The sequence below is a fragment of the Arthrobacter gallicola genome (genome assembly GCF_014836775.1).
GTDB classification, from domain to species: domain Bacteria; phylum Actinomycetota; class Actinomycetes; order Actinomycetales; family Micrococcaceae; genus Arthrobacter_B; species Arthrobacter_B gallicola.
Map to the genome: position 1 here is coordinate 115,016 of NZ_JACSQD010000004.1, position 24,533 is coordinate 139,548.

The following is a 24,533-nucleotide window of genomic DNA, read 5'->3' on the forward strand; positions in this document are numbered from 1 at the left end:
CGACGGCGGGGCCCGCCAGACGCGGGCACCGCCGTCGAACTGTTTTTCAGAAGCGTTACTTCATATGCGGAACAACGACGGCGCGGCCGCTGAGTTCGCCTGCCTCCAGCTTCCGGTAAGCCTCCAGCGCGTTGTCCATGCTGTAGAGCTCAACCTCCGGCTTGATCTGCCCGGCGCGGTACATGGCCACGACTTCGTGCAGATCCTCGATGGTGCCCCAGTAGGTGTTGGTGATGGTGGATTCGTACGGCGTGGTGAAGAAGCTCCACTCATACGATCCGCCGGCAATGCCCACCACGGTAAACCGGGACTGCGGTGCCATCGAAGCGGCTGCAGTTTTGATGGTCGGGCCCACACCCACGAAGTCGAACGCAGCATCCACGCCGCGGCCGCCGGTGATCTCGCGGATGCGTTCCACCTGGCCTTCACCACCGGGAACCACAATGGCCCCGGCAGCTTCGGCCTTCTGCATGGCCTCTTCCTTCATGTCCGTGGCGATCACGGTGGCGCCGGTGAGCGCCTTGAGGATCTGCACGGCCATCTGGCCCAGCCCGCCGAGGCCGATCACCAGGGCGAACTTACCGCCTCCGGCCAGGTTCGGCAGGGAGTTCTTGATGGCGTGGTACGGCGTCAGGGCCGCGTCGGACAGCGGAGCTGCGGCAACGGGATCTGCGTCCCCCAGCGGCACCAGGTTGCGGACCGGGACCACCAGGTACTCAGCCATGCCGCCGTCGCGGCCCAGCCCCATGCCCAGGTAGGGCATCTCGGCGGCGTTCTCACAGTAGGTGTCCTGTCCGCGGGAGCAGGCCTTGCAGTGCCCGCAGCCCACCGGACCGTAGACCAGGTAGGCCCCGCCGATTTCCACACCGCTGACACCTTCACCCAGCTCTTCGACCCAGCCGGAGTTCTCATGGCCCAGGACGAAGGCGGGCGGAATCGAGCCCGGAGCACCTTCGGCGAAGTCCTTGTAGAGTGCGACGTCGGAGTGGCAGGCACCGGCGCCTGCCACCTTCAGCAGGACCTCCCCCGGGCCCGGCTTCGGCTTTTCGACCTCGGTCAGGGACGGGAAAGTCTGCCACTTCTCAAATACAACTGCACGCATAACGCCTTCTTCTTTGAATCGGGTTGGCGGAGGTTATCCGCCACCTCCACCATATATACATTTACATCTATCTGCCCGGCGGGGGCGGGGGCTTCCGCTGCAGGGGCCGGTTGCGCTAGTGTTTGCAGTGCTTCACGAGATGTGGCCTCCTTCCCCCCGGTACCAACCGGTCAGGAAAAGCTCCGACTGGCCTCACACCAACCCCATTGTTCGGCGGGTGGTTCGGATGACGAAGCGGCCCGCTTCCAACCGGAGCGGGCAAGGACAACTCCCTGCGAAGGATGAACACTGTGGCTTACTCCAGTGACTCCCCCACCCGCGCCTCTTCGGTGCACCCGGGCGACGGGCTTCCGGCTGTTCCGGCCCGCGCCCTGTCCGGCTACGACGAATGGGTCGATGTGGAAGTCCATGCCGATCCCGGTCTCGACGTTATTGCCCTGGTGGTCGACGGCACCCAGCAGCTGATGTGGCACCAGGACGTAGCCCGTCTCGCACTGGCCCTGGCCTCCGCTGGCGGAAATCCGCAGTGGTGCGCACTGCACTCCATCCTGCTGGTCCCCGGTGGCTTCAACAGCCCCGCCGGCAGCTCTTTTTTCTGCTTGGCCGCCACGGAACGCGCGCACCGGTGCCCGGAGACTACGGTCCGCGCTGAGGCTCCGCATTCCGTCCCGCAACCGGCTTCACGCCCGTAGCGGCTCCCCCGGCCCCGGTCAGCAGGTTTCATCCAGCAGCCGTGCCCGAAGCCGATCCAGCGTCTGCCTGTCCACTCCAGCCCGGAGCAGGAAGTTCCAGCTGTCCAGGCTCCCGGCCACGGCCAGAAGTTCCTTCCGTGCCGCAGCGCTTCGCCCGGCAAGTTCGTGGTCATCCAGCGGACGCTCCCGCGGCTGCTTCTGGAGCCGGTGCCACTCATTGATTCCCGCGAACGCTGCCGCATAGTCCGCGGCGATCGCCTCCGGTGCCGCACCTGCGAGCTGCAGCAGGAGCAGGGTGACCAGCCCCGTGCGGTCCCGTCCGGCGGAGCAGTGAATCACGACGCCGCCGGCTGGAGCTTCGGCGATAGTCCGGACTATCGCAGCGAATTTCTCCGGCCAGCGCGCAAGGTTGTCAGGGTAAAAGCGCGGTGAGTTCATATATGGTCCGGTGAGGGCGGTGAACTCGGGGTCAGCGGATTCCTGGGTGGGCCGGTTCAATACCGCTATGTGCTGGACGGCCGACGGCGGCACTGCCGGATCGGTGTCCCGCCTGCCGATTTCGGCCTCGTTCCGCAGGTCCACCACGGTGCGGACACCGGCGTCGTATGCCTGTTCCCAGCCGCGCGCAGTGAGCCATTCGGAGCGTCCCATCCGGAAGAGTCTGCCCGGCTGGATGGTGCGGCCACCTGCCACGGGGATGCCTCCGAGGTCCCGGGCGTTCACCGCACCTTCCCAGTCCACTGTCCGGTTTCTGGCGCTGTCCATGGCTCCAGCGTAGGGGGCGGACGGATCAACCGTGCCCGCAGCTGGCGGGTGCTGCGCCGGCAAGGCAGGATGGGCGGGTGACCCAACGGAGAGAACCCAGGACTTGAGCCAGGCACTGGTGCGGTTGTGGTGGCTGCCGGTAGGTGCCGGCGGCCGTGTGGTGGTCCACACCAGCCGCTGGTGGGAGCTGTGGCAGGCGCGGAAGGAGCGGCGCCGCCCCCAGCCGCTCTTCCATACGGCACTGGAGGTCACCGTTGAGGGTTCCAGGTATGCCATCGAGATGGCACCGGCGTGGGGAAAGGGTTCGGGCCAGGGCTGCGTAGTGGCAACCGGTTCCGTCGGATTACGCCGGGCCGGCGCCTTGAGGCTCTTCCGGTATGAAGTCCGCTGCTCCCGGAACGGAGTCATCCCGGACCTCGGTTACGCGGCGGCACCGCCCGTGGATTGGGGTGTTTCCCAAGCCGGTGCCGAAGCGCTCATTGGCCGCGTGGGGCAGGTGCCGCGGCTGGTCTGGGGAGAGAAAATGCCGGACGGCGACATGTGGAACTCAAACTCCCTGATTTCCTGGCTGCTGCAGACCGCAGGGATCGACGCCGCAGCACTCCAGCCGCCGGATAACGGGCGCGCTCCCGGATGGTACGCAGGGATTCAGGAAGCGCGCCGTTGACGGCCGGTGCCGGGCAGCCCCTCGTGAGCTCAGCGGCGGGTCAGCTCCAGTCGAAAAAGCCCTTGCCGGATTTCCGGCCCAGCTCGCCGCGGGCCACCTTGTCCCGCAGGATCTGCGGCGGCTCGAAGCGCGGACCGAGGGTGGAGGCCAGGTACTCGGCGATGCCGAGCCGGACATCCAGGCCCACAATGTCGGTGGTCTTCAGCGGGCCGGTCGGGTGCTTGTAGCCCAGCACCATGGCGGCGTCGATGTCCTCCGCGGAGGCCACGCCTTCCTCGACCATGCGCATGGCTTCCAGGGCGATCGCCACGCCCAGCCGCGAGCTGGCGAAGCCGGGAGCATCGTTGACAACCACGGGTGTTTTGCCCAGGTCGGCAACCCAGGTGCGGGCTTCAGCGGCCAGTTCCCCGGAGGTCCGTTTACCGAGCACCACCTCGATCAGGGTCGATGCCGGAACCGGGTTAAAGAAGTGCAGGCCGCAGAACCGGTCTGGGCGCTGCAGCTTCTCCGCCAGTTCGGAGACGGAGAGCGAGGAGGTGTTGGATGCCAGCCAGGCATCGTGGTCCAGCTGTTCCTCGACCGCCACCAGCGCCGTCGCCTTCAGGCTGAAGTCCTCCGGCACCGCTTCGACCACCAAACCGGATCCGGCGAAGTCGGCGTAATCGGTAGACACGCTCAGCCGCGTGGTGAGGGCCTCCAGCGTCTCAGACGTAGTGCCGCGCTCCACACTCCTGGCCAGATTCCCGGCCACGCGTTCGTAGGCTGCCTGGGCGGCGGCGTCGTCGCGTTCCACCACGACGACGGCGGCACCGGCCGTGCAGAAGGCGTGGGCAATACCTGCGCCCATGCGGCCACCGCCGAGGACACCGACCTTGGGAGGAACTGTCATTTGTTTTTCTTCCTTTCCAGGAAAGCCTGCATACGGTCGAACTTCGCCTCGGACTCGAACAGGATGCCCTGGGCGAGGGTGTCGATCACTGGGTGCGCCTCAGCGGGAGCGTGGAACACGGATTTGGTGATGCGCACGGCCAGGGGGTCCTGTTTGGCAATGCGGTCGGCCAGGGCGTTCGCTGCGTCCAGCAGGTTCCCTGCGTCATGGACTTCGGTGACCAGGCGGGCTGCCAGAGCTTCCTCGGCGTTCAGGATCCGGCCCGCCAGGAGAATCTCCTTGGCCAGGGGTTCGCCCACCAGTTCCTTCAGCCGCCAAGTTGCGCCGGCTGCAGCCATAATGCCGAGCGAGGTTTCCGGGTTGCCGATCTTCACGGTGGGGGTGGCGAGGCGGAAGTCGGCGGCGAAGGCCAGCTCCGCTCCCCCGCCCAGCGCGTAGCCGTCCAGCGCGGCGATGACCGGCATGGGCAGTTTGGCGATCCGGTGGAAGATCGATGAGTTGATGCCGCGCAGGGCGTCTTCCCGGCGGCGTTCGCGCAGCTGGGCGATGTCCGCGCCGGAGGCAAAAACGCCGTTGGTGCCGGAAAGGATCAGGATCTTCGGGTCGCTTTCCAGCACTGCGCAGAGTTCGTGCAGCTCATCGACCATGGCCTGGTCAATGGCATTGCGGACCTCTGGCCGGTTGAGGACGGCGGAAATCCGGTCCCCGCCAACGCTAACCTGCAGCGTGGTGAAGTGCTCGAAGCCCGCCATTTAGAGCGCCTCAATCAGCATCGCGGTTCCCTGCCCAACGCCCACGCACATGGTCGCGATGCCGCGGGAAGCGCCTTCGCGTTCCATGCGGCCCAGCAAGGTGATGGCGATGCGTGAGCCGGAGGAGCCCAGCGGGTGGCCCAGGGCGATCGCGCCGCCGTCGTTGTTCACGATTCCCTCGTCCAGGCCCAGGCGGCGGATGCAGGCCAGGGACTGGGTGGCGAAGGCTTCGTTGAGTTCGACGGCGCCGATCTGATCGAGGCGGACGCCGCTGCGCTGCAGCACCTTCTGCGTCGCCGGAACCGGGCCGATGCCCATGATTTCCGGCGGCACACCGGCGGAGGCGCCGTCGACAATCCGGGCGCGGGCGGTGAGCCCGTATTCCTTGATGGCGCGCTCGGAGGCAACGATGATCGCGGAGGCGCCGTCGTTCAGGGAGCTGGCGTTGCCGGCGGTGACAATTCCGCCGGGCTTGACCACCGGGCGCAGCTTGCCGAGGACCTCCAGGGTGGTGCCCTCGCGGGGGCCTTCGTCGGTATCCACGACGGTGTCCCCCTTGCGGCCCGGAACCGTGACCGGGACGATTTCGTCCTTGAAGCGTCCCGCAGCGATGGCGGCCAGCGCCTTTTCGTGTGAGCGGACGGCAAACGCATCGGCGTCTTCCCGGGAGATGCTGTCCGTGGCGGCCAGTTCCTCGGCGGTTTCCGGCATCGAGTAGGTCATCTTTCCATCGCGGGAGAGGTCCCCGGAGGCGAAGCGTTCGTTGGCGAAGCGCCAGCCGATCGAGGTGTCGAAGGTGTCACCGGGCTTGGCGAACGCCTTGGTGGGTTTTTCGGTGACCCACGGCGCGCGGCTCATGGACTCGGTGCCGCCGGCAATGACAATGTCCGCGGCACCGGACTTGATCATGTGCGAGGCCATGATGATGGCAGACAGCCCCGAAGCGCAGAGCCGGTTCACGGTGATGCCGGGGACGGTGTCCGGGAACCCTGCGAGCAGTGCGGCCATGCGGGCGACGTTGCGGTTCTCTTCGCCGGCACCGTTGGCGTTGCCGAGAATGACTTCATCGACGACGGCGGGATCCAGGCCTTCACGGGCCACCAGTTCCTGCAGCGTCAGGGCCGCGAGGTCGTCCGGGCGGACGCTGGAGAGCGCACCCCCGTAGCGGCCCACCGGGGTCCGAACTCCGCCTACGAGAAAAGCCTCAGCCATGTCTGCTCCCAAAGAGTTGCCAGTCTGCCGCCGGGCTTCGCTGCCCGCGGCTGCCGGATTTACCGACCAAACGTTCTATAAACAATTGCAGAACCCGGCGGAGCGGTCAAACACATGAAGGGGCCCCCGGAGAGTTTGGGTAATGTACCCGGGTCCGGTGCGAAGCCAGGTCAGTCCTGCCGGAGTTCTGCGGTCAGGTCAGCGACATCCGTCCGGCTGGGGGCAGTCCAGCCTGCCTGCCAGATTGCTGAGCAGGCTTCCCGGACAGCCCTTACCTGCCGCGCCGAGAGGCCCTCGAAAAGGTCCGGCCACCGCACCAGGGGATCCAGCCCGGCGGGAATGACCGCGGGAGCGATCCAGTTCGGCTGCCTGCCCATTAGGCGCAGCATTACGTCATCGTGGAACTCCAGCATGTTTTCCCCTCTCTCTCGGTGCCGCCCGGTCGGGCACAACTGAATTATCTTCATGCGGACACAAGTTGTCCTGAACGCCGCCGACCGGGACTTCATCGTGCCCTAGGTTTAGGCCATGGCCTACGACATTCAGATCTGCATCGACTGCGAAAACGCCCATGCCCAGGCTGACTGGTGGGCCACAACCCTTGGCTGGCCGGTGGAGGAAACCAACCAGGGCTTCATAGATGACATGCTCGCGAAAGGCTATGCCTCCCCGGATGACCTGATCGAGCACAACGGTGTCCGGATGTGGCGCGGCGGTTCCGCCATCCTGCAGCCGGTTCCGGACGCTTCGCCCGTGACACCCATGCGCATCCTGTTCCAGCCGGTTCCGGAACCGAAAACCGTCAAGGACCGGATCCACCTGGACATCCGGCTGGCCGGAGCTGACAAGGACGCCATCCGCGCGGACCTCGAGGCGCGGGGTGCGAAGTTCCTCTGGGAGGCCAATGAGGGTCCGCATGCCTGGTACACGATGGCAGATCCGGAAGGCAACGAATTCTGCATCAGCTGAGCCGTTACTGCTGCAGCAGCTCCACCGGCACGGCGTAAGTGATCACCACGGCAAGCAGGTTCTTAGCGGCATGCACGGCGTAGGAGAGCATGAAGTTGTTCCCGGCCCAGACGTATACGCCCACCAGGACCGCGCCCATGGCGAGGTACGGGGTCAGGACAGCCAGGGAGAATTCGGTTTCCTGGACAACGTGGATTCCGGAAAACAGCAGGAGCGAGAGCAGGCAGCACACCCAGAGATTCCACCGCCGGGACAGCTTGCCGATCAGCAGGTGCCGGAAGATGTACTCCTCCACAAACGGTGCCAGCACCACGAACAGCGGAACGATCACCCAGGGGGACATGGAGACCAGTAAACCCTGGGCCGCCTCCTGGTTCACCGCCGTCTGCGGCGGGCCGGTGAACAGCACCAGGACCATGGTGGCGACCAGCATCGCGATCACTGCGAGCGGTATAACGCTGAGGGTGAGCCAGGGCCGGGTGGCAAGGATGCGGGTTTCCCGCACTACGTAGGCACGGGCTGCCGTGAACGCCAGGATGCCCGCGATGAGGTAGAAGGTGAAGTTCACCGCGTAGGACGCCGTCACCGGATCCGGCACAAGCGCGGTCACCGCGAGCGCCGCCGGCGTCAGGCTCAGCAGCATCAGCGCCCCGGCGTAGAACGCCAGCGCCACACCGTCCGCCCGGGTGAACCGGTAGCTCAGCGGAGGCTCCTGCAGGACCGCACGGCGCCGGTCTGCGGGACGGGCCGGGAATTCGGGGGTTGCCATCAATCCACAGTATCGGTCCCGCATCCGGCAGGCATCACCCGCCCGCCGGAGCGGGACCTCAAAGGAATCACACGGTCAGTTCGGCCATAATCTGCGGCATCGCCTCAAGCAGTTCGCTGGCCAGGAAGCTGAGCGGACCTTTCGAGGAGGACAACCGGTCCCCGGCCGTGGCGTGCAGATAGGTTCCCCAGCAGGCACCCTGTTCCGGAGCGGCGCCGCGGGCCAGGAACCCGGCCACCGCGCCGGCCAGGACATCGCCGCTCCCCGAGGTGGCCAGGCCGGGATTCCCCGCGGGAACCTCCCAGGCGCGTCCGTCGGGTGCGGTGATCCGTCCCTGGCTGGTGACCACGGCGCCGTAGGTCCGTGCGATATCCGCCGCCGCGGACGCGGCGTCGTCCACTTCCTTCCGGCCCAGCAGCCGGGCCGCCTCCGTCCGGTTGGGGGTCAGCACCAGCCGTCCGGACAGGAGCGGGTGCAGCTCCGGCAGGTCGCGGAACACCCCGAGGGCATAGGCGTCCAGCACCACTGCGGCTTCCGCGGGGATTCCCGGGACGACTGCCCGCAGCAGATCGGCAGTGTCCTCGGCATTGTCCAGTCCGGGACCCACCGCCACTACGCTGGCGGCAGCCAGGTCTTCCGCCAGCGCTTCCGGTGCCGCGGCCCCGTCGATCCTGCCGTTACGCTCCGGAAGTCCCACCGCGCCGCTTTCCGGCAGCGCCACGGCGGAGGCGACAGCCACCGACTCCGCCACGGCCAGTGTCAGGCGGCCCGCTCCGACGCGCAGTGCGGTCCGGCCCGCCAGCAGGGCAGCTCCGGGCGTCCGGCGGGCACCGCCGACAATCAGGACTGTGCCGCGGTCGTCCTTGCCTTCAGCGTCCCGTGACACCTGCCACTGGCGCAGCAGCGCGGGGGTGATCAGTTCAGCGCGGATGGACATTACCCTCCCCGGCATGTTCGGTGACCGGTGCTCCCGCACCGGACAGGTGGTCCACCACGTTGAACTCCGCAACCTGCCAGAATCCGGTGCCGGTGGGCCGGACCAGCCGGGTCACCGACCCGTTCCGGACACTGCTGGTGGCGGCGATCTCCAGCAGGTCCGCTTCCGAAAGGCCCTCGCAGACGTAGCGCAGCAGCAGGATCACGGCATCATGGCAGACAACGGCAACCCGCCGGCCGTCTTCGCTGTCATCCAGGTCCCGCAGCAGCGAGCGCAGCCGCAGCGCGACGTCGGCCCAGGACTCCCCGCCCGGCGGACGGTAGGCGAACTTCCCCAGCCACTGTTTGCGCTCCGCCTCGGCGGGATAGCGGGCGGCGACGCCGCGCGCGGTGAGCAGGTCCAGGATTCCCAGTTCCCGGTCGCGCAGGCGTTCATCGACCCGGTTCGGTGCCAGGCCGGCCAGCTCGGCCGTCTGCCGCGCCCTCAGATACGGCGAGCACCACACGGAGTCCGGCCGTTCGGCCTCCGGTAATCCGGCCAGCCACTGCCCCAGCGCCTGGGCCTGCTGCGCGCCGGCATCGCTGAGCGGCACATCTGGATCACGCAGGCCGACGTCGATTACCTCGGCCCCGTTTTGCTGGGCCCGCGTGGCAGCGACATTGCCGGCGCTTTCGCCGTGACGGATGAGAATCAGCTCTGTTGCACCCATTCCTCCGACTCTACCCCCGGCCGCCCGCAGGCCAAGGGCTAGGTCTCGGCGCGGGTCCGTTCGTCCGTTTTTCCGCCGTTGCGCACGGTGAAGGTGAGCAGCAGTGCCAGCGCCGCGAAGACGGCCAGCAGGGTGAGGCCCACGAAGTAGCTGGACCGCTCGGCGTCGTAGGTGGCGCCCATCACCAGCGGCGGGAAGTAGCCGCCCAGTCCGCCGGCGGCGGCGATGATGCCGCCGACCGTACCAACGTCTCTCACCGGTGCTGCCCGTCCTACCCAGGCGAAGACCCCTCCGGTACCCAGACCGAGGAACAGTGCCATCAGCAGGAACGCGGTCCCGTAAACCCGTTCCTGGCTGGGCTGGAACGCCACCACCATGGCCAGGACCACGGTCCCGGCAAAGGACGTGAGCGTGACGATCTTTGGCCCGACCTTGTCCGCAATGGTTCCGCCGATCGGCCGGGCGATCACGGCGGCAACCGCGAAACCGGCTGTCCGGGTGCCGGCGGCCGTCGCATCGTAGTCGTAGACGTTGCCCAGATACGTGGGCAGGTAGTTGGAGAAGGCCACGAAGGCACCGAAGACGACGCCGTAGAGAAAGCACAGCTGCCAGGTCACCTTGAGCGTGAAGGCATGGCGGATCTTGGGCAGCGTTGGCTCCGTGGGCCGGCTCCACGCCGGCGATTCCCGCAGGACCAGCCAGCAGATCACCGCCATGGCCGCGACGATGCAGGCAATGATGAGGTGGGTATTGAAGTAGCCCACCGCGCTGACCAGCCGCGGTGTGAAGAACGCCGACACCGCGGTGCCCACCATTCCGGCACCGAAGATGCCGGTGGCGAAGCCCTTGCGGGTGCGGTCGTACCAGGCCGAACAGAACGGAATGCCGATCGCGAAGACCGTGCCGGCGATGCCCAGGAAAAAGGCGACGACGACGATCAGCGCGTAGCTGCCTGTCTCTCCGGCCACGGCCGTCAGCAGGACCAGCGGTGCCGTGGCGCCCAGGACGGTGGTGAACATCCGCCGGCCGCCGTACCGGTCCGTCCAGGCGCCGACCGGGATCCTGGCGATGGACCCCACGAGGATGGGCATCGCCACCAGCACCGACGCCTGGGTGGGGGTAAGGTCCATGTCCGCCGTGTACCGGGCGGAAAGCGGGCCGATGATGGTCCAGGCCCAGAAGCCCACGGTTGAGGCAGTGGTGGCGGTGATGAGGTTCAGCAGCTGCCCGGACTTGAGGTTCGGTGCCGCGGAGGGGGCGGACGGTGACGCTGCCATGGCTGTCCTATCTGTGGTTCATCACTGCGGAGGAACGCCTCTGCGGTCCCGGTCCGGGGTGCCGATCGGCGCCCATCCGCGGCGCGGCGGCAGGGCACCCGGTACCGGCCGCCTGCCGCGGGAGCGGTAAACGATGTAGGGGCGGAAAAGGTACTGGAGCGGGGCCGTGAAGGCATGCACCAGCCGGGTGAAGGGCCAGATCGCGAAGAGGGCCAGCCCCCAGAGCGTGTGGATCTTGAAGGACAGGCTGGCTGCCGTCATCGCGGCAATATCGGGCTGGAAAATGAAGATGGAGCGGAACCAGGGGGAAACCGTTTGGCGGTAATCGGTGACGTTCGTATCGAAGACGGAGATCAAGGTTGTGGCGAGTCCAGCCAGGAGGGCGCCGAGCAGCACGATGTACATGAACTTGTCATTGTTCGTGGTTGCCATAAAGACCGGTCCCGTGGTGCGCCGGCGGTAAATGAGCAGCACAATCCCGACCAGGGTGCCGATGCCGGCAATGATCCCGATGCCAAGCGCCATGGCGTGGTACAGGCCTTCCGACACCCCCACCTGCTCAGTCCACGATTTGGGGATTACCAGTCCGATGAAGTGTCCGACGATCACCGCCAGGATCCCGAAGTGGAACAGCGGGGAAGCGATGCGAAGGATGCGTGCCTCATACAGCTGCGAGGACCGTGTGGTCCACCCGAACTGGTCATACCGGTAGCGCCAGATCGAGCCCAGGACCAGGACGGCGATCACCACATAGGGCAGCACACCCCAGAGCATCACGTCGCCGAGCGTGACGGTGACGTCCTGCGGCGGAGCGGCGTCTGCGGGGAGCTGCAATGCGGCGGCCACGGCGCTCATGGTGTGTTCCTCTCGGCAAGCGGCAGCAGCCGGGAGCTGTAGGGCTCCAACCCCACAGTCTCCGTGGGCGGCCCGTATCCAGCGGTGCGCATCACGGTCTGGGCGTCCTCGGGTGAGACGCCCGGCAGGGTGGAGCAGACCAATGCCAGCACGTGTTGATAGGGCAGATCCGCGTCCCGCAGGGCCAGCCTGAGCAGTTCCAGGGACGGCCGGTAGCGCTGCAGCAGCTCATAGCCGTCCTTCGCGGAAACCTTCGCCGCGAATTCCAGCACCAGGGGCAGGTAATCGGGGAGCTCAGTACCGTCCGGGAGCATCCCGTGCTCCCGGTAAATTTCCTTGAACGCGGCCAGCGCCTCGCCGCGGCGGCGGGTGTCCCCGTCCGTCCAGTAGGTCAGGTGCAGGCTGTGCCGCTTGGACAAGTCGAATTCCTGCACATAGTCCGCCTGAACGTCCGGCAGCGCACGGGCGGTGTACCAGTCGAAAAGCTCCATCATGCCGGGCCCGGCCGCATCGACCTCCTCCAGTGCCCGGCGCAGCACCGGCAGCGAGGAAATCAACTGCTCGTCGGGGTATTCCAGCAGCAGCGAGGCGACCTGCCGGATCACGGCGCTGCGCCGCGGGTTCCGGTCCGCGTAGGCCTCCGGCTCTACCGTTCCTTTACCGGGCTTGCCCAGAATCTTTTCCAGCAGGCTCATGTCCGTTCGCCTCCGTCGCCCTGGTCCGGCGGGAACAGTCCCTGCGGGGATCCGCGGCCGTCCCAGTTCAGCAGGTTGACCCGCCCGGCCATGTCGCGGTTCCCGGCCGGATCATCCCCCCGCTGACGGGCCTCCAACGCGGCGAAGTTCTCCACGGCCACCGGCATGGGACGGCCGGAGGCTTCCCCGAACACGCCGGTCTGGCCCATGCCCGGCCCGCCTTCGGTATCGAGCGAGCAGCCGATCTCTTCCAGATTGTGCGCATCCTCGAGGTGGGCGCTGGGGATCACGTAGCGTTCCTCGTACTTGGCGATCGCCATCAGCCGGTACATCCGCACGATCTCTTCCCCACTCATCCCCACCCCCTCGGCAATCGATGCGTCCGGCGGATCGCCCAGGGTGATGTCCCGCATGTACGCGCGCATGGCCGCCAGCCTGCGCAGCACGTTGGTCACCAGGTCCGTGTCTCCCGCGGTGAACAGTTCCGCCAGGTACTCCACCGGGATGCGCAGTGCTTCGATGGCACCGAACAGGTTGCCTGCGTCCTCGCCGTCGTGCCCCTGCCCCTGCAGCACATCCACGATCGGGGACAGCGGCGGCACGTACCAGACCATCGGCATGGTCCGGTACTCGGGGTGCAGCGGCAGGGCCACCCGGAATTCCTTGGCCAGTGCATACACCGGGGAGCGGCGGGCGGCGTCCAGCCAGTCCTCCGTGATCCCCTGGGCCCGGGCCGCGGCGATCACCTCCGGATCATTGGGGTCCATCATCAAATCCAGCTGCGCCTCGTAGAGGTCCTGCTCGTTGGGGGTGGCAGCGGCCTCGGTGACCCGGTCGGCGTCGTACAGGAAAATCCCGATGTAGCGCAGCCGGCCCACGCAGGTTTCCGCGCACACCGTCGGGATCCCCACCTCGATCCGGGGGTAGCAGAAGGTGCACTTCTCCGCTTTGCCGGACCGGTGATTGAAGTAGACCTTCTTGTACGGGCAGCCGGTAACGCATTGCCGCCAGCCGCGGCAGCGGTCCTGGTCCACCAGCACAATGCCGTCTTCCTCGCGCTTGTAGATCGCGCCGGACGGACAGGAGGCCATGCAGGACGGGTTCAGGCAGTGCTCGCAGATCCGCGGCAGGTAGAACATAAAGGTCTGGTCGAATTCGAACTTGACCTTATCTTCGGCCTCCCGGCGCATCTTCTCCAGCACCGGGTCCTGCTGCGCCGTCTCCGGCGCCCCGCCCAGGTTGTCATCCCAGTTCGCGGACCACTGGATCTTCATGTTCTCCCCGGTGATCAGGGACTTGGGCCGGGCCACCGGGAAGTCGTTGCCCGCCGGGGCCTGGATGAGGTTCTCGTAGTCGTAGGTCCAGGGCTCGTAGTAGTCGTTCAGCTCGGGCTGGACCGGGCTGGCGAACAGCCCCATGAGCTTGGCCATGCGCCCGCCCGACTTCAGTTTGAGGTTGCCGCGCCCGTTCAGCTCCCAGCCGCCGCGCCATTTCTCCTGGTCCTCATAGCGGCGGGGGTAACCGAGACCGGGGCGGGTCTCCACGTTGTTGAACCACACATATTCAGTTCCGGCGCGGTTGGTCCACGCCTGCTTACAGGTCACGGAACATGTATGACAGCCGATGCATTTGTCCAGCGCCATCACCATGGCGACCTGGGCCATGATCCTCATCAGTAGCTCACCTCCTGCGCGCGCTTGCGGACCACCGAAACGATGTCCCGCTGGTTCCCTGTAGGGCCCAGATAGTTAAAGGCCCAGGACAGCTGGGCGTATCCGCCGATCATGTGGCTGGGTTTGACCAGGATCCGGGTCACCGAGTTGTGGATCCCGCCGCGGCGGCCGGTCGCCTCGGATTTGGGGACGTCGATGATCCGTTCCTGCGCGTGATAGACGTAGACGACGCCGGCGGGCATCCGGCTGCTGACGATCGCCCGGCCGACCAGAACTCCGTTGGTGTTCACGCATTCCACCCACTCGTTATCCGCCACGTTGATCAGGGCGGCGTCCTGCGGGCTCATCCAGACCGCTGTTCCGCCGCGGGACAGGGACAGCATCAGCAGGTTGTCCTGGTACTCGGAGTGGATGGACCACTTATTGTGCGGGGTCAGATAGCGCACGGCTACGGAAAGCTCGCCGCGGGTCCCCAGCTCCGGTTCGCCGAAGAGCCGGTGCATGTCCAGCGGGGGACGGAAGATAGGCAGTGCCTCCCCCATGTCCCGGATCCAGTCGTGGTCCAGGAAGAAATGCATTCGTCCGGTGAGGGTGTGGAAGGGTTTGAGCCGTTCAATGTTGATGGTGAACGGGGCGTAGCGGCGGCCGCCGGATTCGGAGCCGGACCATTCCGGTGAGGTAATCACCGGCGTCGGCCGGTCCTGCGTATCGCGGAAGGTGATCAGTTTTTCCTCGGCACCTTCCGCCAGGTCCGCGAGCCGCCTGCCGGTGCGTTTCTCCAAGGTCTTGAACCCTTGGACGGCCAGTTCGCCGTTGGTGGTCCCGGAGAGCATCAGGATGGTCTCGGCCATCCGCGCATCGGTGTCGATCGCGGGCCGCCCGCGTGCTGCACCGGAATCGTAGACCCCGTGTTTCGCGGCCAGCTGTCCGACCTGTTTCGTGACGTCGTAGGTGATGTATTTGGTGGTGAATCCCGCTTTATCGGCCAGCGGCCCCAGGGCGGTGAACTTGTCCGCGATAGCGGTGTAATCGCGTTCCACCACGGCCAGGGACGGGAGGTTTTTACCCGGCACCGCGGGGATGTCCGTCCCTTTCCAGTCCGGGGCGTGGCCGCCGGGCTGGGCGATTTCACCGGGTGTGTCGTGGGTCAGCGCCGTGGCTACCAGGTCTTTGCGCACACCGAGGTGCTTTTGGGCCTGCCGTGAGAATTCCACGGTCAGCAGCCGGAACAGCTCAAAGTCGGACTTGGCTTCCCACGGCGGCGGAATAGCCGGGGTGAAGGCGTGCACGTACGGGTGCATGTCGGTGGAGGACAGGTCGTACTTCTCGTACCAGGTCGCCGCGGGGAACACGACGTCGGAAAGCAGGGTGGAGCTGGTCATCCGAAAGTCGGCGGAAACCAGCAGGTCCAGCTTCCCCTGCGGAGCGTCTTCCCGCCACACCACGTCCTTGGGGCGGGAATCACCGTGGTCCTTGCCCATCACGTTGTTCATGGTGCCGAGTAGATGCTTCTGGAAGTACTCCTCTCCCTTCGCGGAGGAACCGAGCAGGTTCGAGCGCCACAGGATCAGGGTGCGGGGCCAGTTCTCCGGGGCATCAATATCCTCCACGGCGAAGCGCAGGCTGCCTTCCTTAAGCCGGTCGGCCACCCAGCGGGCCTCATTGGGCGCCTCCCCGCGGGCCACCCCGTCCGCTGCTTCGTCGGCGACGTCGAGAGAGTTCTTAGCGTCAAACTGCGGGAAGAACGGCATCCAGCCCATCCGGGTGGACTTGGCGATGACATCGGCCGAGTGCATACCGCGCAGGTGCCCCTCGGCCAGCGGCGACTGCACCGCGTCGGTGGAATACCCGTCGGAACGGAACTGGTCTGTGTGCATGTACCAGAAGGCGGTGCCGATCATGAACCGCGGCGGCCGGCTCCAGTCCCCAGCCGAGGCCATGGCGGCCCAGCCGGTGATGGGCCGGCATTTTTCCTGGCCCACATAGTGCGCCCAGCCGCCGCCGTTGCGGCCCTCGCAGCCGGTGAGCATCAGCATGGCCAGGATGGCCCGGTAGGTCACGTCCCCGTGGTACCACTGGCAGATGCCGGCGCCGAGGATGATCATGGACCGGCCCTTGGACTTTCCCGCGTTGGCGGCAAACTCCCGCGCCGTGCGGATCACGGCGGACGGCTTCACCGAGGTGAGTTCTTCCTGCCACGCGGGGGTGTAGGCGGTGCCGGCGTCGTCGTATCCGGCGGCCCAGTCCCCCGGGAGCCCCTCCCGTCCCACTGCGTACTGGGCGAGCATCAGGTCAAAAACGGTGGTGACGCGTTTGCCTGCCACGTCCATCACGGGCACGCCGCGGTGGACCACGCTTCCGGCTCCCGCGGGGTCGGCGAAGACCGGCAGATCCACCGGGGACGTCTCCCGCGTCCAGGAGGCGGCGTCCGCCAGCGACAGTGCGGGCCGTACTCCCTGCAGGTCCAGGTTCCATTTGCCGGCGTCGGCGTCGTTGTAGCGGAATCCCAGGGAGCCGTTCGGCACCGTGGGCAGGCCGGTATCCCGGTCCAGCAGCACGGTTTTGAAGGCCGGGTCCGACGCCGTGCCCGAGTCACCGCCCAGATCCGCCGCGGTAAGGAACTTCCCGGGCACGGTGGTTCCATCGGGTCCGTCCACCAACGTCACCAGGAACGGCAGATCCGTGTACTGCAGTACATAGTCCTCGAAGAACGGCACCCGCCGGTCCACGAAGTTCTCTTTCAGGATCACGTGCCCCATGGCCATAGCCAGAGCGGCATCCGAACCGGCCTGCGCGGGCAGCCATTCGTCGGCGAACTTGGTGTTGTCCGCATAGTCAGGGCTGACGGAGACCACCTTTGTTCCCCGGTAGCGGCCCTCGACCATCCAGTGCGCGTCCGGGGTGCGGGTGACCGGAATATTGGATCCCCACATCATCAGGTAGGTGGCGTCCCACCAGTCCCCGGATTCCGGAACGTCTGTCTGGTCCCCGAAGACCTGCGGACTGGCCACCGGCAGGTCCGCGTACCAGTCGTAGAAGCTGTTCATCACGCCGCCGATGAGGTTGATGAACCGGGCCCCGGCAGCGTGGGAGACCATGGACATCGCCGGGATCGGGGAGAATCCGGTACATCGGTCCGGCCCGAAATTCTTGATCGTGGCCACGTGCGCTGCCGCAGTCATTTCCAGGGCTTCCTGCCAGCCGGAGCGCACCAGCCCGCCCTTGCCCCGGGCCTGCTGCCAGGTGCGCCGCTTCTCCGGGTCCGCGATCAGCGACTCCCACGCCAGCACCGGGTCTCCCCCGCTGCCCCGTTTGGCTTCCCGGTAGAGGTCCAGCAGCACCCCGCGGATATAGGGAAACCGGACCCGGGTGGGCGAATAGGTGTACCAGGAAAACGCGGCTCCGCGCGGGCAGCCGCGGGGTTCATACTCCGGCCGGTCCGGGCCGACGGTGGGATAGTCCGTTTCCTGGGCTTCCCACGTGATGATCCCGTCCTTGACATAGATCTTCCAGGAGCAGGATCCCGTGCAGTTCACGCCGTGGGTGGAGCGCACCACCTTGTCGTGACTCCACCGGTTCCGGTAGAAGGCGTCCCCTTTGCGGCCACCCTCGCGGAACACCGCACGGCCATCGGCGGTCTCGTCCCAGCGGGTGAAGAACCTGCCGAGTTTCAGTAGTGCATCGGATGCGGGGCCGTCTGTCCCCGTAACGGAGCTGCTAGCCATTTCTCAAAGCTACGCCCGGCCTGAAAGGGTCAACAGGGACCTGCTCAAAACCGGGCCCTGGACCGCTCAGTCTGTTCCCGCCTCCGGGCTCCGAAGGTTATCCTTCCCCGCCGCGATAAACTCGACACCGTGAGCACACTACTTCCCGCGCAGGTCTCTGACATTTTCGATCCCCGGCAGTGGCGGGTGGTTGGCGGCTTCGATGATTTCCAGGACATGACCTACCACCGTCAGGTGGAGCGCGGCGCCGACGGCACGGTGCTGCGGGACCTGCCCACCGTGCGGATCGCCTTCAACCGCCCCGAGGTACGCAACGCGTTCCGGCCCGGCACCGTGGACGAGCTGTACCGGGCCATGGACCACGCCCGGATGAGCCCCGATGTTGCCACGGTGCTGCTCACCGGCAACGGCCCCTCCCCCAAGGACGGCGGGCACTCCTTCTGCTCCGGCGGCGACCAGCGGATCCGCGGCCGGGACGGGTACCGGTATGCAGACGGAGAAAAGTCGGAAACGATCGATCCGGCCCGGGCCGGACGGCTGCACATCCTGGAGGTTCAGCGGCTGATGCGCACCATGCCCAAGGTGGTCATCGCCGTCGTTAATGGCTGGGCGGCCGGCGGCGGGCACAGCCTGCACGTGGTGGCGGACCTGACCATCGCTTCCCGGCAGTTCGGGAAATTCAAGCAGACAGACGCCACGGTCGGCAGCTTCGACGCCGGTTACGGCTCAGCCCTGCTGGCCCGGCAGATCGGGCAGAAGCGCGCCCGCGAGATCTTTTTCCTGGCCCGCGAGTACTCCGCCGAGGACATGGTTGCCATGGGCGCCGTCAACGAGGCCGTGGACCACGAAAACCTGGAGAAGGTGGCGCTGGAATACGCTGCGGACATCGCGCGCCAGTCCCCGCAGGCCATCCGCATGCTGAAGTTCGCGTTCAACCTGGCGGACGACGGGCTGGCGGGCCAGCAGGTTTTTGCCGGCGAAGCGACCCGGATGGCCTACATGACGGATGAGGCGGTGGAGGGCAAAGAAGCGTTCCTGGCCAAACGGGACCCGGACTGGTCCTCCTTCCCCTACTACTTCTAGGACGTTATGGAACTCCTCCCCGTCCATACGCCCGCAGGCTATAACGCCGGGGACCTGCTGGCCCCGCTTGCGGCGGCGCTGGCCGGTGAAGGCCCGGCGGTGGCGCCGCATGCCGACCCGGCCCAGACCTTCTCCGGGGAACTGCCCAATGATGACATTGCCCTGGTCATCAGCACCTCCGGTTCCACGGGCACGCCCAAGCAGACCATGCTCAGCATCGACGCGCTGGCCGCCTCCTCGATGGCCACGGCCCTGTCCCTCAAGCAGGACGGGCAGTGGCTGCTGGCCCTGCCGGTGCACTACATTGCCGGCGTCCAGGTGCTGATCCGTTCCCTGTTCGCGGGAACCCAGCCGGTCCTGCTGGACACGGCGAAGCCCTTTGACCCCGCAGCGTTCACCACTGCCGCCCTGGAGATGACGGACAAGACCCGTCTGACCTCCCTGGTGCCCACCCAGCTGCACCGCCTGCTCACCGAACCGGCCGCGGATACCCTGCACGCCCTGCGCCGTTTCGACGCGATCCTCCTCGGCGGCGCGGCCGCCGGCCCTGCCCTGCTGGCGGAAGCCCGCGGCCGGGGACTCAATGTGGTGACCACCTACGGCATGAGCGAAACCGCCGGCGGCTGCGTGTACGACGGCGTTCCGCTGCCCGGCGCGGACGTCCAGGAATACCAGGGCCGGCTCTGGATTGCCGGGGACATGCTGGCCGACGGCTACCTGGGGGCGCCGGAGCTGACCGCTGACCGGTTTGCGTTCCACTCCGGCAAACGCTGGTTCCGCACCGATGACACCGGGTCCGTGGCCGCAAACGGGACCGTGTCGGTTTCCGGCAGGCTCGACGACGTTATTGTCACCGGCGGGGTCAAGGTTTCCGGAGCTGCGGTGGCTGCGGCCGCCGAACAGCTGCCGGAGGTGCACCAGGCCATTGCCGTTGGCCTTCCCGACGCCGAGTGGGGCTCCGTGGTGGGGCTCGCCGTCGTCGGTCCCGTCAACCTGGACAGCCTGCGCGCGGCGATCCGCGCCGCGCTCGGCGCACCGGCGGTGCCCAAGACCGTGGTGGTGCTGGAGCACATTCCCCTGCTGCCCAACGGGAAAACCGACCGGCTGGCTGTCCGCAGCCTGCTCAGTGCCGCCCGTTCCTAGTGCCGCCCGTTCCTAGGAACGGCTGCTCCTCCCCTGTTTTCGTCCTGCGCGCACAGGTGCGGGAGAATATGACTGCCCGGCATTGCACCGCCGGCTAACCCGCACAACCTGACTGAGCAACAAAAACTGAGCAAGAAAAGAAGGAAGATACTGTGGCCACAGCGGCGCAATGGTTCGAAGGAGCACGCCCCCGGACACTGCCGATGGCGGTGGCCCCGGTCATCATCGGTACGGCAGCTGCGTTCGATCTCGGCTCCTTCCGCTGGGTCAACGCCCTGCTGGCGGCCGTCGTCGCGATCCTGCTTCAGGTGGGCGTGAATTACGCCAACGACTACTCCGACGGCGTACGGGGCACCGATGACAACCGGGTCGGGCCGCTGCGCCTCACCGGTTCCGGCGCTGCCCCGGCAAAGCAGGTGAAATACGCTGCCTTCGCCTGCTTCGGTGCTGCGATGGCCGCGGGCCTGGCCCTGGTTCTGCTGTCACAGGCCTGGTTCCTCCTGCTGGTGGGCGTCGGATGTATCGCCGCCGCGTGGGGGTACACCGGCGGCCGTAACCCGTATGGCTACCTGGGCCTGGGCGACGTTTTCGTGTTTGTGTTCTTTGGGCTGGTCGCCACGCTGGGCACCACCTATACCCAGGCCGGAGAAATCAACGCTGCGGCCCTGATCGGTGCGGTCTCCACCGGCCTCATCGCCACCGCACTGCTGATGGCCAACAACGTGCGGGACATTCCGACGGACCGCGAATCCGGAAAACGCACGCTCGCGGTCCGGCTGGGAGATGACGCCGCCCGGATTACTTACGTCATGATGCTGGCCCTGGCGCTGCTGCTGCCCCTGCTGCTGGTTGGTGACTATCCGTGGGTGCTGCTGGTCCTGCTGCTGCTCCCGGCCTGTCTGATGCCCAGCTGGCTGATGCTCAAGGGCAAGAAGCGCCGCAGTCTTATCCCGGTGCTGAAGCAGACGGGCCTGATCAACCTCGGGTTCAGCGTGCTCTATGGCCTGGCACTGGTGCTGACGCACCTGCTGGCGCACTAGGGGCCGGCCACACGGCCGGCCGTGTGGCCGGCGCTGCGGCTGCTGCGCGGCCGGATAACACCGAGGACCACGCCCAGGAACAGGACCGCGGAGGCCAGCAGGAAGACCAGTGCGGTCAGCCAGGCGGCGTCAGTCCAGCCTGCTTGTAGTCCGTCAGCGTGGCCTGGGGCCGCGCCGGCCAGGACTCCGACGCCGCACCAGGACAGCAGGTGGACACCCGCCGCCACGACGCCGAGGTGCCCGGCCTGTCCGGCTGCCTTCACCGCTCAGCCGCCCAGCAAATAACGCTCATGGGCAAAGCTCACCAGCTGAATCCGGGTGCGCAGCTCCAATTTGTCCAGGACGCTGCGCAGATGCGTCTTGATCGTGGCCTCGGAAACGAACAGGCTCTGCGCCATTTCGCCGTTGCTGAGCCCCTTCGCGGCCAGCAGGAACACGTCCCGTTCCCGGGCCGAGAGGACCTCAAGGACCGACAGGTCCGGCTGCGCCGCCGGAGCATTTCGGGCGGCGTGGTCGAAGAGCGAGTGGATGGAGCCCGGAGCAATTACGGAGTAGCCCGAGTGGACGGTCCGGATAGCGGCAAGGAGAAATTCGGGTTCCGCGCTTTTCAACAGGTAGCCGCTGGCACCTGCCTGGACTGCCTGGACCACCGCCTGGTCCCGGTTGAATGTGGTCAGGGCGATGATCCTCGGGTGTTCGGTTCCGGCCGCGTCCGCGTTTCCAATAATCGCGCGGGTGGCGGCAACGCCGTCGAGGACGGGCATTCGCAGGTCCATGAGCATCACGTCAGGGCGCCGCTCGGCAACCCGGTCAACTGCCTGCTGTCCGTCACCGGCCTCCCAGCAGAACTCCATGTCGGTCTGGCTGTCTATCAGCATGCGGATCCCGGCCAGGAACAGCGGCTGGTCATCAACCAGGGCTACGGAAATCCGGGTGCCGGACTCAGGCATTATTGGTTTCCTTTCCGATCGTGCCGGGAGCCGTTCCGGCAGGCGCGGGTCCCGTCAGTGCCGGCTGCCGGTGCTCGCGGTCCCGTTCTGGCTGCTCGATCCCGGCTCTTTCCCCGGCCCCGGCTCGATCTCCCGCGCCGGCCCCGTCCCTGTCCCTGTCGCCGGGATGTCCGTACGGGATGAAGACGGTTACCCGGAAGTGTTCGCCGTCGGGCCCGGCTGTGAGCCAGCCTCCCGCCAGATGAGCCCGTTCACGCATACCGGCCAGCCCGCGGCCCGGCCGGCCGGGTTCTTCAGCTGTTGCGGGCTCTTGGGCCAGTGCGGAAGCTGCGTGAAGGGTCAGCCCCGGTCCGCTCCAGTCGAGGTGCAGGCGAACCTCGGCGTCCCGGCCGCCGTGTTTCAGCGCGTTGGTGAGGCACTCCTGAACAATGCGGAATACCGCCAGCTGCTGCCCGCTGGACAGCTCCACCGGCTGCCCGGAGGCGCTGTCTCGGATCTGCAGGTTGCTGCGCATCCCCTCGACCATGCCGGTGATGTCCTTCATCTGCGGCTGGGGCGCGGTCATTCCGTCCTCGCTGACGCCCTCAATCACCCGCTGCGCGTCCACCAGCGCACTCCGCGCCGAACCGGCAATGGTTTCCAGGGCCTTGAGCACGGGCTGCGGCTGGTCCTTCACCAGGTACCGGGCGCCGTCGGCCTGTGCGGCGATCACCGCGAGTGAGTGCGCCAGGACGTCGTGCAGGTCCCGGGAGATCCGGGTCCGTTCCTGCTCCACGATCAGGTCAATTTCCGTGTCCTGGAGGGTGCTGCGGGCGAGGTCGCGGGCCTGAAAAAGGCTGCCGCGCTCCTGGTACAGGGACAGAAGCAGTCCGACGGCGAAGCACCCCGCTGCGATGAGCATCAGGAGGGAAAATAGCTGCCATCCATAGACCCTTAGGGTCAGCAGATCCCCGCCGTAGAGTGGTGGGAACCAGCCAACTCCTGCTCCATAACGCCAGGAGAGCATCTGGAAAGCCATGACAGCGGCGAAGACGATGTTCGCGGAGATGGCGATAACCCGCATCCGTTTAGTCCCGGCCCAAGCGATGACGCCCAGTGCAATGAATGAGCCAAGGTAAATGGCCCAATGCGTCGATCCCATGGGTGAAATCAGAAGGAATAGCTGGCCCAGGAGCAGGAGTCCGGTCAGCGCCAGTGACAGGATCGGCCACCTCGACGCGACGGCGATGGCCGCAGTCATCAACACGAGCGGAGCCGCACCGGGCCAAAACACGGGAAGGATGCCAACCGGCGCACCCATCCGTCCAGCCTCCGCGACGCACCACAAAACAAAGAAAATCACGGCCCCTACCGGGGCGCCCCAGCGCCGGGCGTGATTCAAGACTGATTCCATGACTGTCACACTATCCACGGCAAGGGGACGCAATGCGCGGAAACCCCCGGATGACGGCAATCTCAAACCTGGGGCCAGCGGAATTCATCCCGGAAGCCAGCGGGCCGCCTACGGTTGTTTCCGTGAACCGGAAACCGTTCCAGCTCCCCGGTCCGATTCCTTAGTCCGGTATGCATTAACCAGGGCACAGGCGCGGGCCGCAGTCTCGGCGTCGGGCATTGAGAAGACATAGCGCTGCGCAAAGCCAGCCTCCAGAATCAGCGCCGGACCGCTGCCCATAATAAAACCAACACTTCCTCCATTGAGCCGGTAACCCCAGCCACCGAAGTCCATGGCCTTAATATCCTGGACGGAGGCGGCGCGTATCTCCCCGTAAGTCAGCGGCATAAGTTTCCAGAAGCCGCCGGCGAGTGCGCGGACACCATTCGGATCGATGATTACCCGGCCTTGGCAGAACACCCACAGCAGGGCAGCTGCCGGAACGCCGCACAGGGCCAGCGCCGGATGGATGAAGACCAGGCTCAGCGCCACGGCTGCTCCGGTCCCCAGACTGGCGGCCCACTTCCACCGGCCCATCGAGACACTAACCGCCAGCGGCTGCTCATCGGCCGCCAGTTCTCGGGCGGCCAGGGAGACGGCTGACCCTCGATCCGCGGCGGCGTCGTCCAGGGCGGATGTTTCGGGGCTTTGCGTGCGCTCGTACGTGCCGGGCCGGTACAGCCAGGCGCCGGCGGCCGCGGCCAGCACCGCCACCCCAGCTGCAGTCCAGATGACAGGTGCGGAAATTTCAGCCCGGGAGGAGTCTGCCAAACCGATCTGTCCGGCCACCACCGCAACGGAGAGCCCCGTCATCAGAACACCGAATCCGAGGCCAAAGCCCACCCCGAGCCGGGCCATAAGCGGGGATTGACCACGTGCGAGGACACCCAATGCGGTGATCAGGGCACCGCTTCCGCCGCCCACCAGAACGACGATCAAGGCGTGACCTGCCAGGGACATATAACCGTCCACCCCGTCCCGGCCCCAGTGGCTGGCCAGCGGATCCGGCAGTTCCCCGGCGACGCTGAACATCCAGGCTGCGGCCAGGAAGCCAAGCCCCAGATTTCCAGCGACAAGTCCGATCACCCATCGCCGGGTGTAGACCTGCTCGGCCGCAGGGGTGCGCAGGTTTCCACCGCTGGTTTCGGTCTGGCTGTGGGCGTCGCTCATGGCTGCGAGCCTACCTGAGAATGTGGT

At 66.6% G+C, this 24,533-nt stretch carries 24 protein-coding genes and 1 riboswitch; of the genes, 6 read left to right on the forward strand and 18 right to left on the reverse strand.

The window, feature by feature from the left end:
• Positions 1-55 precede the first annotated feature (55 nt).
• Positions 56-1,102, reverse strand: a complete 1,047-nt coding sequence (locus tag H9639_RS09985; RefSeq protein ID WP_191807941.1) for an NAD(P)-dependent alcohol dehydrogenase — start codon at positions 1,100-1,102, stop codon at positions 56-58.
• A gap of 130 nt (positions 1,103-1,232) precedes the next feature.
• A riboswitch (SAM riboswitch) is annotated at positions 1,233-1,373 on the forward strand.
• A 19-nt stretch (positions 1,374-1,392) separates the two neighbouring features.
• On the opposite strand from H9639_RS09985, the gene H9639_RS09990 reads away from it, so the two are divergent.
• Positions 1,393-1,794 (forward strand): hypothetical protein, encoded by a 402-nt coding sequence (locus tag H9639_RS09990; RefSeq protein ID WP_191807942.1) that lies wholly within the window; start codon positions 1,393-1,395, stop codon positions 1,792-1,794.
• Between the two features lie 18 nt (positions 1,795-1,812).
• On the opposite strand, the gene H9639_RS09995 is transcribed toward H9639_RS09990, so the two are convergent.
• On the reverse strand, positions 1,813-2,559 hold the full coding sequence (locus tag H9639_RS09995; protein ID WP_191807943.1) for a tyrosine-protein phosphatase: 747 nt from the start codon (positions 2,557-2,559) through the stop codon (positions 1,813-1,815).
• A gap of 103 nt (positions 2,560-2,662) precedes the next feature.
• Here H9639_RS09995 and H9639_RS10000 point away from each other — a divergent pair, with 103 nt between their 5' ends.
• Positions 2,663-3,226: a hypothetical protein gene (locus H9639_RS10000; protein ID WP_191807944.1), complete on the forward strand. Its 564-nt coding sequence runs from the start codon at positions 2,663-2,665 to the stop codon at positions 3,224-3,226.
• A gap of 40 nt (positions 3,227-3,266) precedes the next feature.
• Here the strand turns inward: H9639_RS10000 and H9639_RS10005 are convergent, their stop codons facing one another.
• From H9639_RS10005 to H9639_RS10020, 4 genes are all read right to left on the reverse strand, one after another.
• Complete coding sequence (locus H9639_RS10005) at positions 3,267-4,115, reverse strand: 3-hydroxyacyl-CoA dehydrogenase family protein (RefSeq protein ID WP_191807945.1); 849 nt, start codon at positions 4,113-4,115, stop codon at positions 3,267-3,269.
• On the reverse strand, positions 4,112-4,867 hold the full coding sequence (locus H9639_RS10010; protein ID WP_191807946.1) for an enoyl-CoA hydratase/isomerase family protein: 756 nt from the start codon (positions 4,865-4,867) through the stop codon (positions 4,112-4,114). The genes H9639_RS10005 and H9639_RS10010 overlap by 4 nt, the downstream gene beginning before the upstream one ends.
• The gene (locus H9639_RS10015; RefSeq protein WP_191807947.1) at positions 4,868-6,079 is read right to left on the reverse strand and encodes a thiolase family protein; all 1,212 of its coding nucleotides are present in this window, start codon (positions 6,077-6,079) and stop codon (positions 4,868-4,870) included.
• 170 nt (positions 6,080-6,249) lie between these two features.
• Positions 6,250-6,492 carry a hypothetical protein gene (locus tag H9639_RS10020; RefSeq protein WP_191747518.1) on the reverse strand — a complete coding sequence of 81 codons (243 nt, stop codon included), beginning with the start codon at positions 6,490-6,492 and terminating at the stop codon, positions 6,250-6,252.
• A gap of 115 nt (positions 6,493-6,607) precedes the next feature.
• Here H9639_RS10020 and H9639_RS10025 point away from each other — a divergent pair, with 115 nt between their 5' ends.
• The gene (locus tag H9639_RS10025; RefSeq protein WP_191807948.1) at positions 6,608-7,048 is read left to right on the forward strand and encodes a VOC family protein; all 441 of its coding nucleotides are present in this window, start codon (positions 6,608-6,610) and stop codon (positions 7,046-7,048) included.
• Positions 7,049-7,052: 4 nt separating this feature from the next.
• On the opposite strand, the gene H9639_RS10030 is transcribed toward H9639_RS10025, so the two are convergent.
• From H9639_RS10030 to H9639_RS10065, 8 genes are all read right to left on the reverse strand, one after another.
• Entirely contained in the window at positions 7,053-7,817 is a 765-nt protein-coding gene (locus H9639_RS10030) for a CPBP family intramembrane glutamic endopeptidase (RefSeq protein ID WP_191807949.1), read from the reverse strand.
• 67 nt (positions 7,818-7,884) lie between these two features.
• On the reverse strand, positions 7,885-8,754 hold the full coding sequence (locus tag H9639_RS10035) for an NAD(P)H-hydrate dehydratase (RefSeq protein WP_191807950.1): 870 nt from the start codon (positions 8,752-8,754) through the stop codon (positions 7,885-7,887).
• Positions 8,738-9,463, reverse strand: coding sequence for a histidine phosphatase family protein (locus H9639_RS10040; RefSeq protein ID WP_191807951.1), 726 nt, complete (start codon positions 9,461-9,463; stop codon positions 8,738-8,740). The genes H9639_RS10035 and H9639_RS10040 overlap by 17 nt, the downstream gene beginning before the upstream one ends.
• Positions 9,464-9,501: 38 nt before the next feature.
• Positions 9,502-10,740, reverse strand: a complete 1,239-nt coding sequence (locus H9639_RS10045) for a nitrate/nitrite transporter (RefSeq protein ID WP_191807952.1) — start codon at positions 10,738-10,740, stop codon at positions 9,502-9,504.
• Between the two features lie 21 nt (positions 10,741-10,761).
• Positions 10,762-11,595: a respiratory nitrate reductase subunit gamma gene (gene narI, locus H9639_RS10050; protein WP_191807953.1), complete on the reverse strand. Its 834-nt coding sequence runs from the start codon at positions 11,593-11,595 to the stop codon at positions 10,762-10,764.
• Positions 11,592-12,290: a nitrate reductase molybdenum cofactor assembly chaperone gene (gene narJ / locus H9639_RS10055; protein ID WP_191807954.1), complete on the reverse strand. Its 699-nt coding sequence runs from the start codon at positions 12,288-12,290 to the stop codon at positions 11,592-11,594. Before narJ ends, narI begins: the two co-directional genes overlap by 4 nt.
• Positions 12,287-13,963: a nitrate reductase subunit beta gene (gene narH / locus H9639_RS10060; protein ID WP_191807955.1), complete on the reverse strand. Its 1,677-nt coding sequence runs from the start codon at positions 13,961-13,963 to the stop codon at positions 12,287-12,289. Before narH ends, narJ begins: the two co-directional genes overlap by 4 nt.
• Complete coding sequence (locus H9639_RS10065; RefSeq protein ID WP_191807956.1) at positions 13,963-17,688, reverse strand: nitrate reductase subunit alpha; 3,726 nt, start codon at positions 17,686-17,688, stop codon at positions 13,963-13,965. The genes narH and H9639_RS10065 overlap by 1 nt, the downstream gene beginning before the upstream one ends.
• A 129-nt stretch (positions 17,689-17,817) precedes the next feature.
• Here H9639_RS10065 and H9639_RS10070 point away from each other — a divergent pair, with 129 nt between their 5' ends.
• From H9639_RS10070 to H9639_RS10080, 3 genes are all read left to right on the forward strand, one after another.
• Entirely contained in the window at positions 17,818-18,771 is a 954-nt protein-coding gene (locus tag H9639_RS10070) for a 1,4-dihydroxy-2-naphthoyl-CoA synthase (RefSeq protein WP_191807957.1), read from the forward strand.
• Between the two features lie 6 nt (positions 18,772-18,777).
• A complete protein-coding gene (locus tag H9639_RS10075) occupies positions 18,778-19,914 on the forward strand; it encodes an AMP-binding protein (protein ID WP_191807958.1) in 1,137 nt (378 codons plus the stop codon).
• Positions 19,915-20,066: 152 nt separating this feature from the next.
• Positions 20,067-20,954, forward strand: coding sequence for a 1,4-dihydroxy-2-naphthoate polyprenyltransferase (locus tag H9639_RS10080; RefSeq protein WP_191807959.1), 888 nt, complete (start codon positions 20,067-20,069; stop codon positions 20,952-20,954).
• On the opposite strand, the gene H9639_RS10085 is transcribed toward H9639_RS10080, so the two are convergent.
• From H9639_RS10085 to H9639_RS10100, 4 genes are all read right to left on the reverse strand, one after another.
• Positions 20,951-21,217, reverse strand: coding sequence for a hypothetical protein (locus H9639_RS10085; RefSeq protein ID WP_191807960.1), 267 nt, complete (start codon positions 21,215-21,217; stop codon positions 20,951-20,953). The genes H9639_RS10080 and H9639_RS10085 overlap by 4 nt on opposite strands.
• Before the next feature lie 3 nt (positions 21,218-21,220).
• On the reverse strand, positions 21,221-21,904 hold the full coding sequence (locus H9639_RS10090; RefSeq protein WP_191807961.1) for a response regulator: 684 nt from the start codon (positions 21,902-21,904) through the stop codon (positions 21,221-21,223).
• Positions 21,897-23,297: a sensor histidine kinase gene (locus tag H9639_RS10095; RefSeq protein WP_191807962.1), complete on the reverse strand. Its 1,401-nt coding sequence runs from the start codon at positions 23,295-23,297 to the stop codon at positions 21,897-21,899. The genes H9639_RS10090 and H9639_RS10095 overlap by 8 nt, the downstream gene beginning before the upstream one ends.
• Positions 23,298-23,405: 108 nt before the next feature.
• A complete protein-coding gene (locus H9639_RS10100) occupies positions 23,406-24,506 on the reverse strand; it encodes an SdpI family protein (RefSeq protein WP_191807963.1) in 1,101 nt (366 codons plus the stop codon).
• Positions 24,507-24,533: the final 27 nt, after the last annotated feature.

What these genes read in the sequence shown, in the direction of transcription:
- H9639_RS09985 (WP_191807941.1), bottom strand. Translation starts at nt 1,102, where the DNA reads ATGCGTGCAGTTGTATTTGAGAAGTGGCAGACTTTCCCGTCCCTGACC.
- H9639_RS09995 (WP_191807943.1), bottom strand. Translation starts at nt 2,559, where the DNA reads ATGGACAGCGCCAGAAACCGGACAGTGGACTGGGAAGGTGCGGTGAAC.
- H9639_RS10005 (WP_191807945.1), bottom strand. Translation starts at nt 4,115, where the DNA reads ATGACAGTTCCTCCCAAGGTCGGTGTCCTCGGCGGTGGCCGCATGGGC.
- H9639_RS10010 (WP_191807946.1), bottom strand. Translation starts at nt 4,867, where the DNA reads ATGGCGGGCTTCGAGCACTTCACCACGCTGCAGGTTAGCGTTGGCGGG.
- H9639_RS10015 (WP_191807947.1), bottom strand. Translation starts at nt 6,079, where the DNA reads ATGGCTGAGGCTTTTCTCGTAGGCGGAGTTCGGACCCCGGTGGGCCGC.
- H9639_RS10020 (WP_191747518.1), bottom strand. Translation starts at nt 6,492, where the DNA reads ATGCTGGAGTTCCACGATGACGTAATGCTGCGCCTAATGGGCAGGCAG.
- H9639_RS10025 (WP_191807948.1), top strand. Translation starts at nt 6,608, where the DNA reads ATGGCCTACGACATTCAGATCTGCATCGACTGCGAAAACGCCCATGCC.
- H9639_RS10030 (WP_191807949.1), bottom strand. Translation starts at nt 7,817, where the DNA reads ATGGCAACCCCCGAATTCCCGGCCCGTCCCGCAGACCGGCGCCGTGCG.
- H9639_RS10035 (WP_191807950.1), bottom strand. Translation starts at nt 8,754, where the DNA reads ATGTCCATCCGCGCTGAACTGATCACCCCCGCGCTGCTGCGCCAGTGG.
- H9639_RS10040 (WP_191807951.1), bottom strand. Translation starts at nt 9,463, where the DNA reads ATGGGTGCAACAGAGCTGATTCTCATCCGTCACGGCGAAAGCGCCGGC.
- H9639_RS10045 (WP_191807952.1), bottom strand. Translation starts at nt 10,740, where the DNA reads ATGGCAGCGTCACCGTCCGCCCCCTCCGCGGCACCGAACCTCAAGTCC.
- narI (WP_191807953.1), bottom strand. Translation starts at nt 11,595, where the DNA reads ATGAGCGCCGTGGCCGCCGCATTGCAGCTCCCCGCAGACGCCGCTCCG.
- narJ (WP_191807954.1), bottom strand. Translation starts at nt 12,290, where the DNA reads ATGAGCCTGCTGGAAAAGATTCTGGGCAAGCCCGGTAAAGGAACGGTA.
- narH (WP_191807955.1), bottom strand. Translation starts at nt 13,963, where the DNA reads ATGAGGATCATGGCCCAGGTCGCCATGGTGATGGCGCTGGACAAATGC.
- H9639_RS10065 (WP_191807956.1), bottom strand. Translation starts at nt 17,688, where the DNA reads ATGGCTAGCAGCTCCGTTACGGGGACAGACGGCCCCGCATCCGATGCA.
- H9639_RS10075 (WP_191807958.1), top strand. Translation starts at nt 18,778, where the DNA reads ATGGAACTCCTCCCCGTCCATACGCCCGCAGGCTATAACGCCGGGGAC.
- H9639_RS10090 (WP_191807961.1), bottom strand. Translation starts at nt 21,904, where the DNA reads ATGCCTGAGTCCGGCACCCGGATTTCCGTAGCCCTGGTTGATGACCAG.
- H9639_RS10095 (WP_191807962.1), bottom strand. Translation starts at nt 23,297, where the DNA reads ATGGAATCAGTCTTGAATCACGCCCGGCGCTGGGGCGCCCCGGTAGGG.
- H9639_RS10100 (WP_191807963.1), bottom strand. Translation starts at nt 24,506, where the DNA reads ATGAGCGACGCCCACAGCCAGACCGAAACCAGCGGTGGAAACCTGCGC.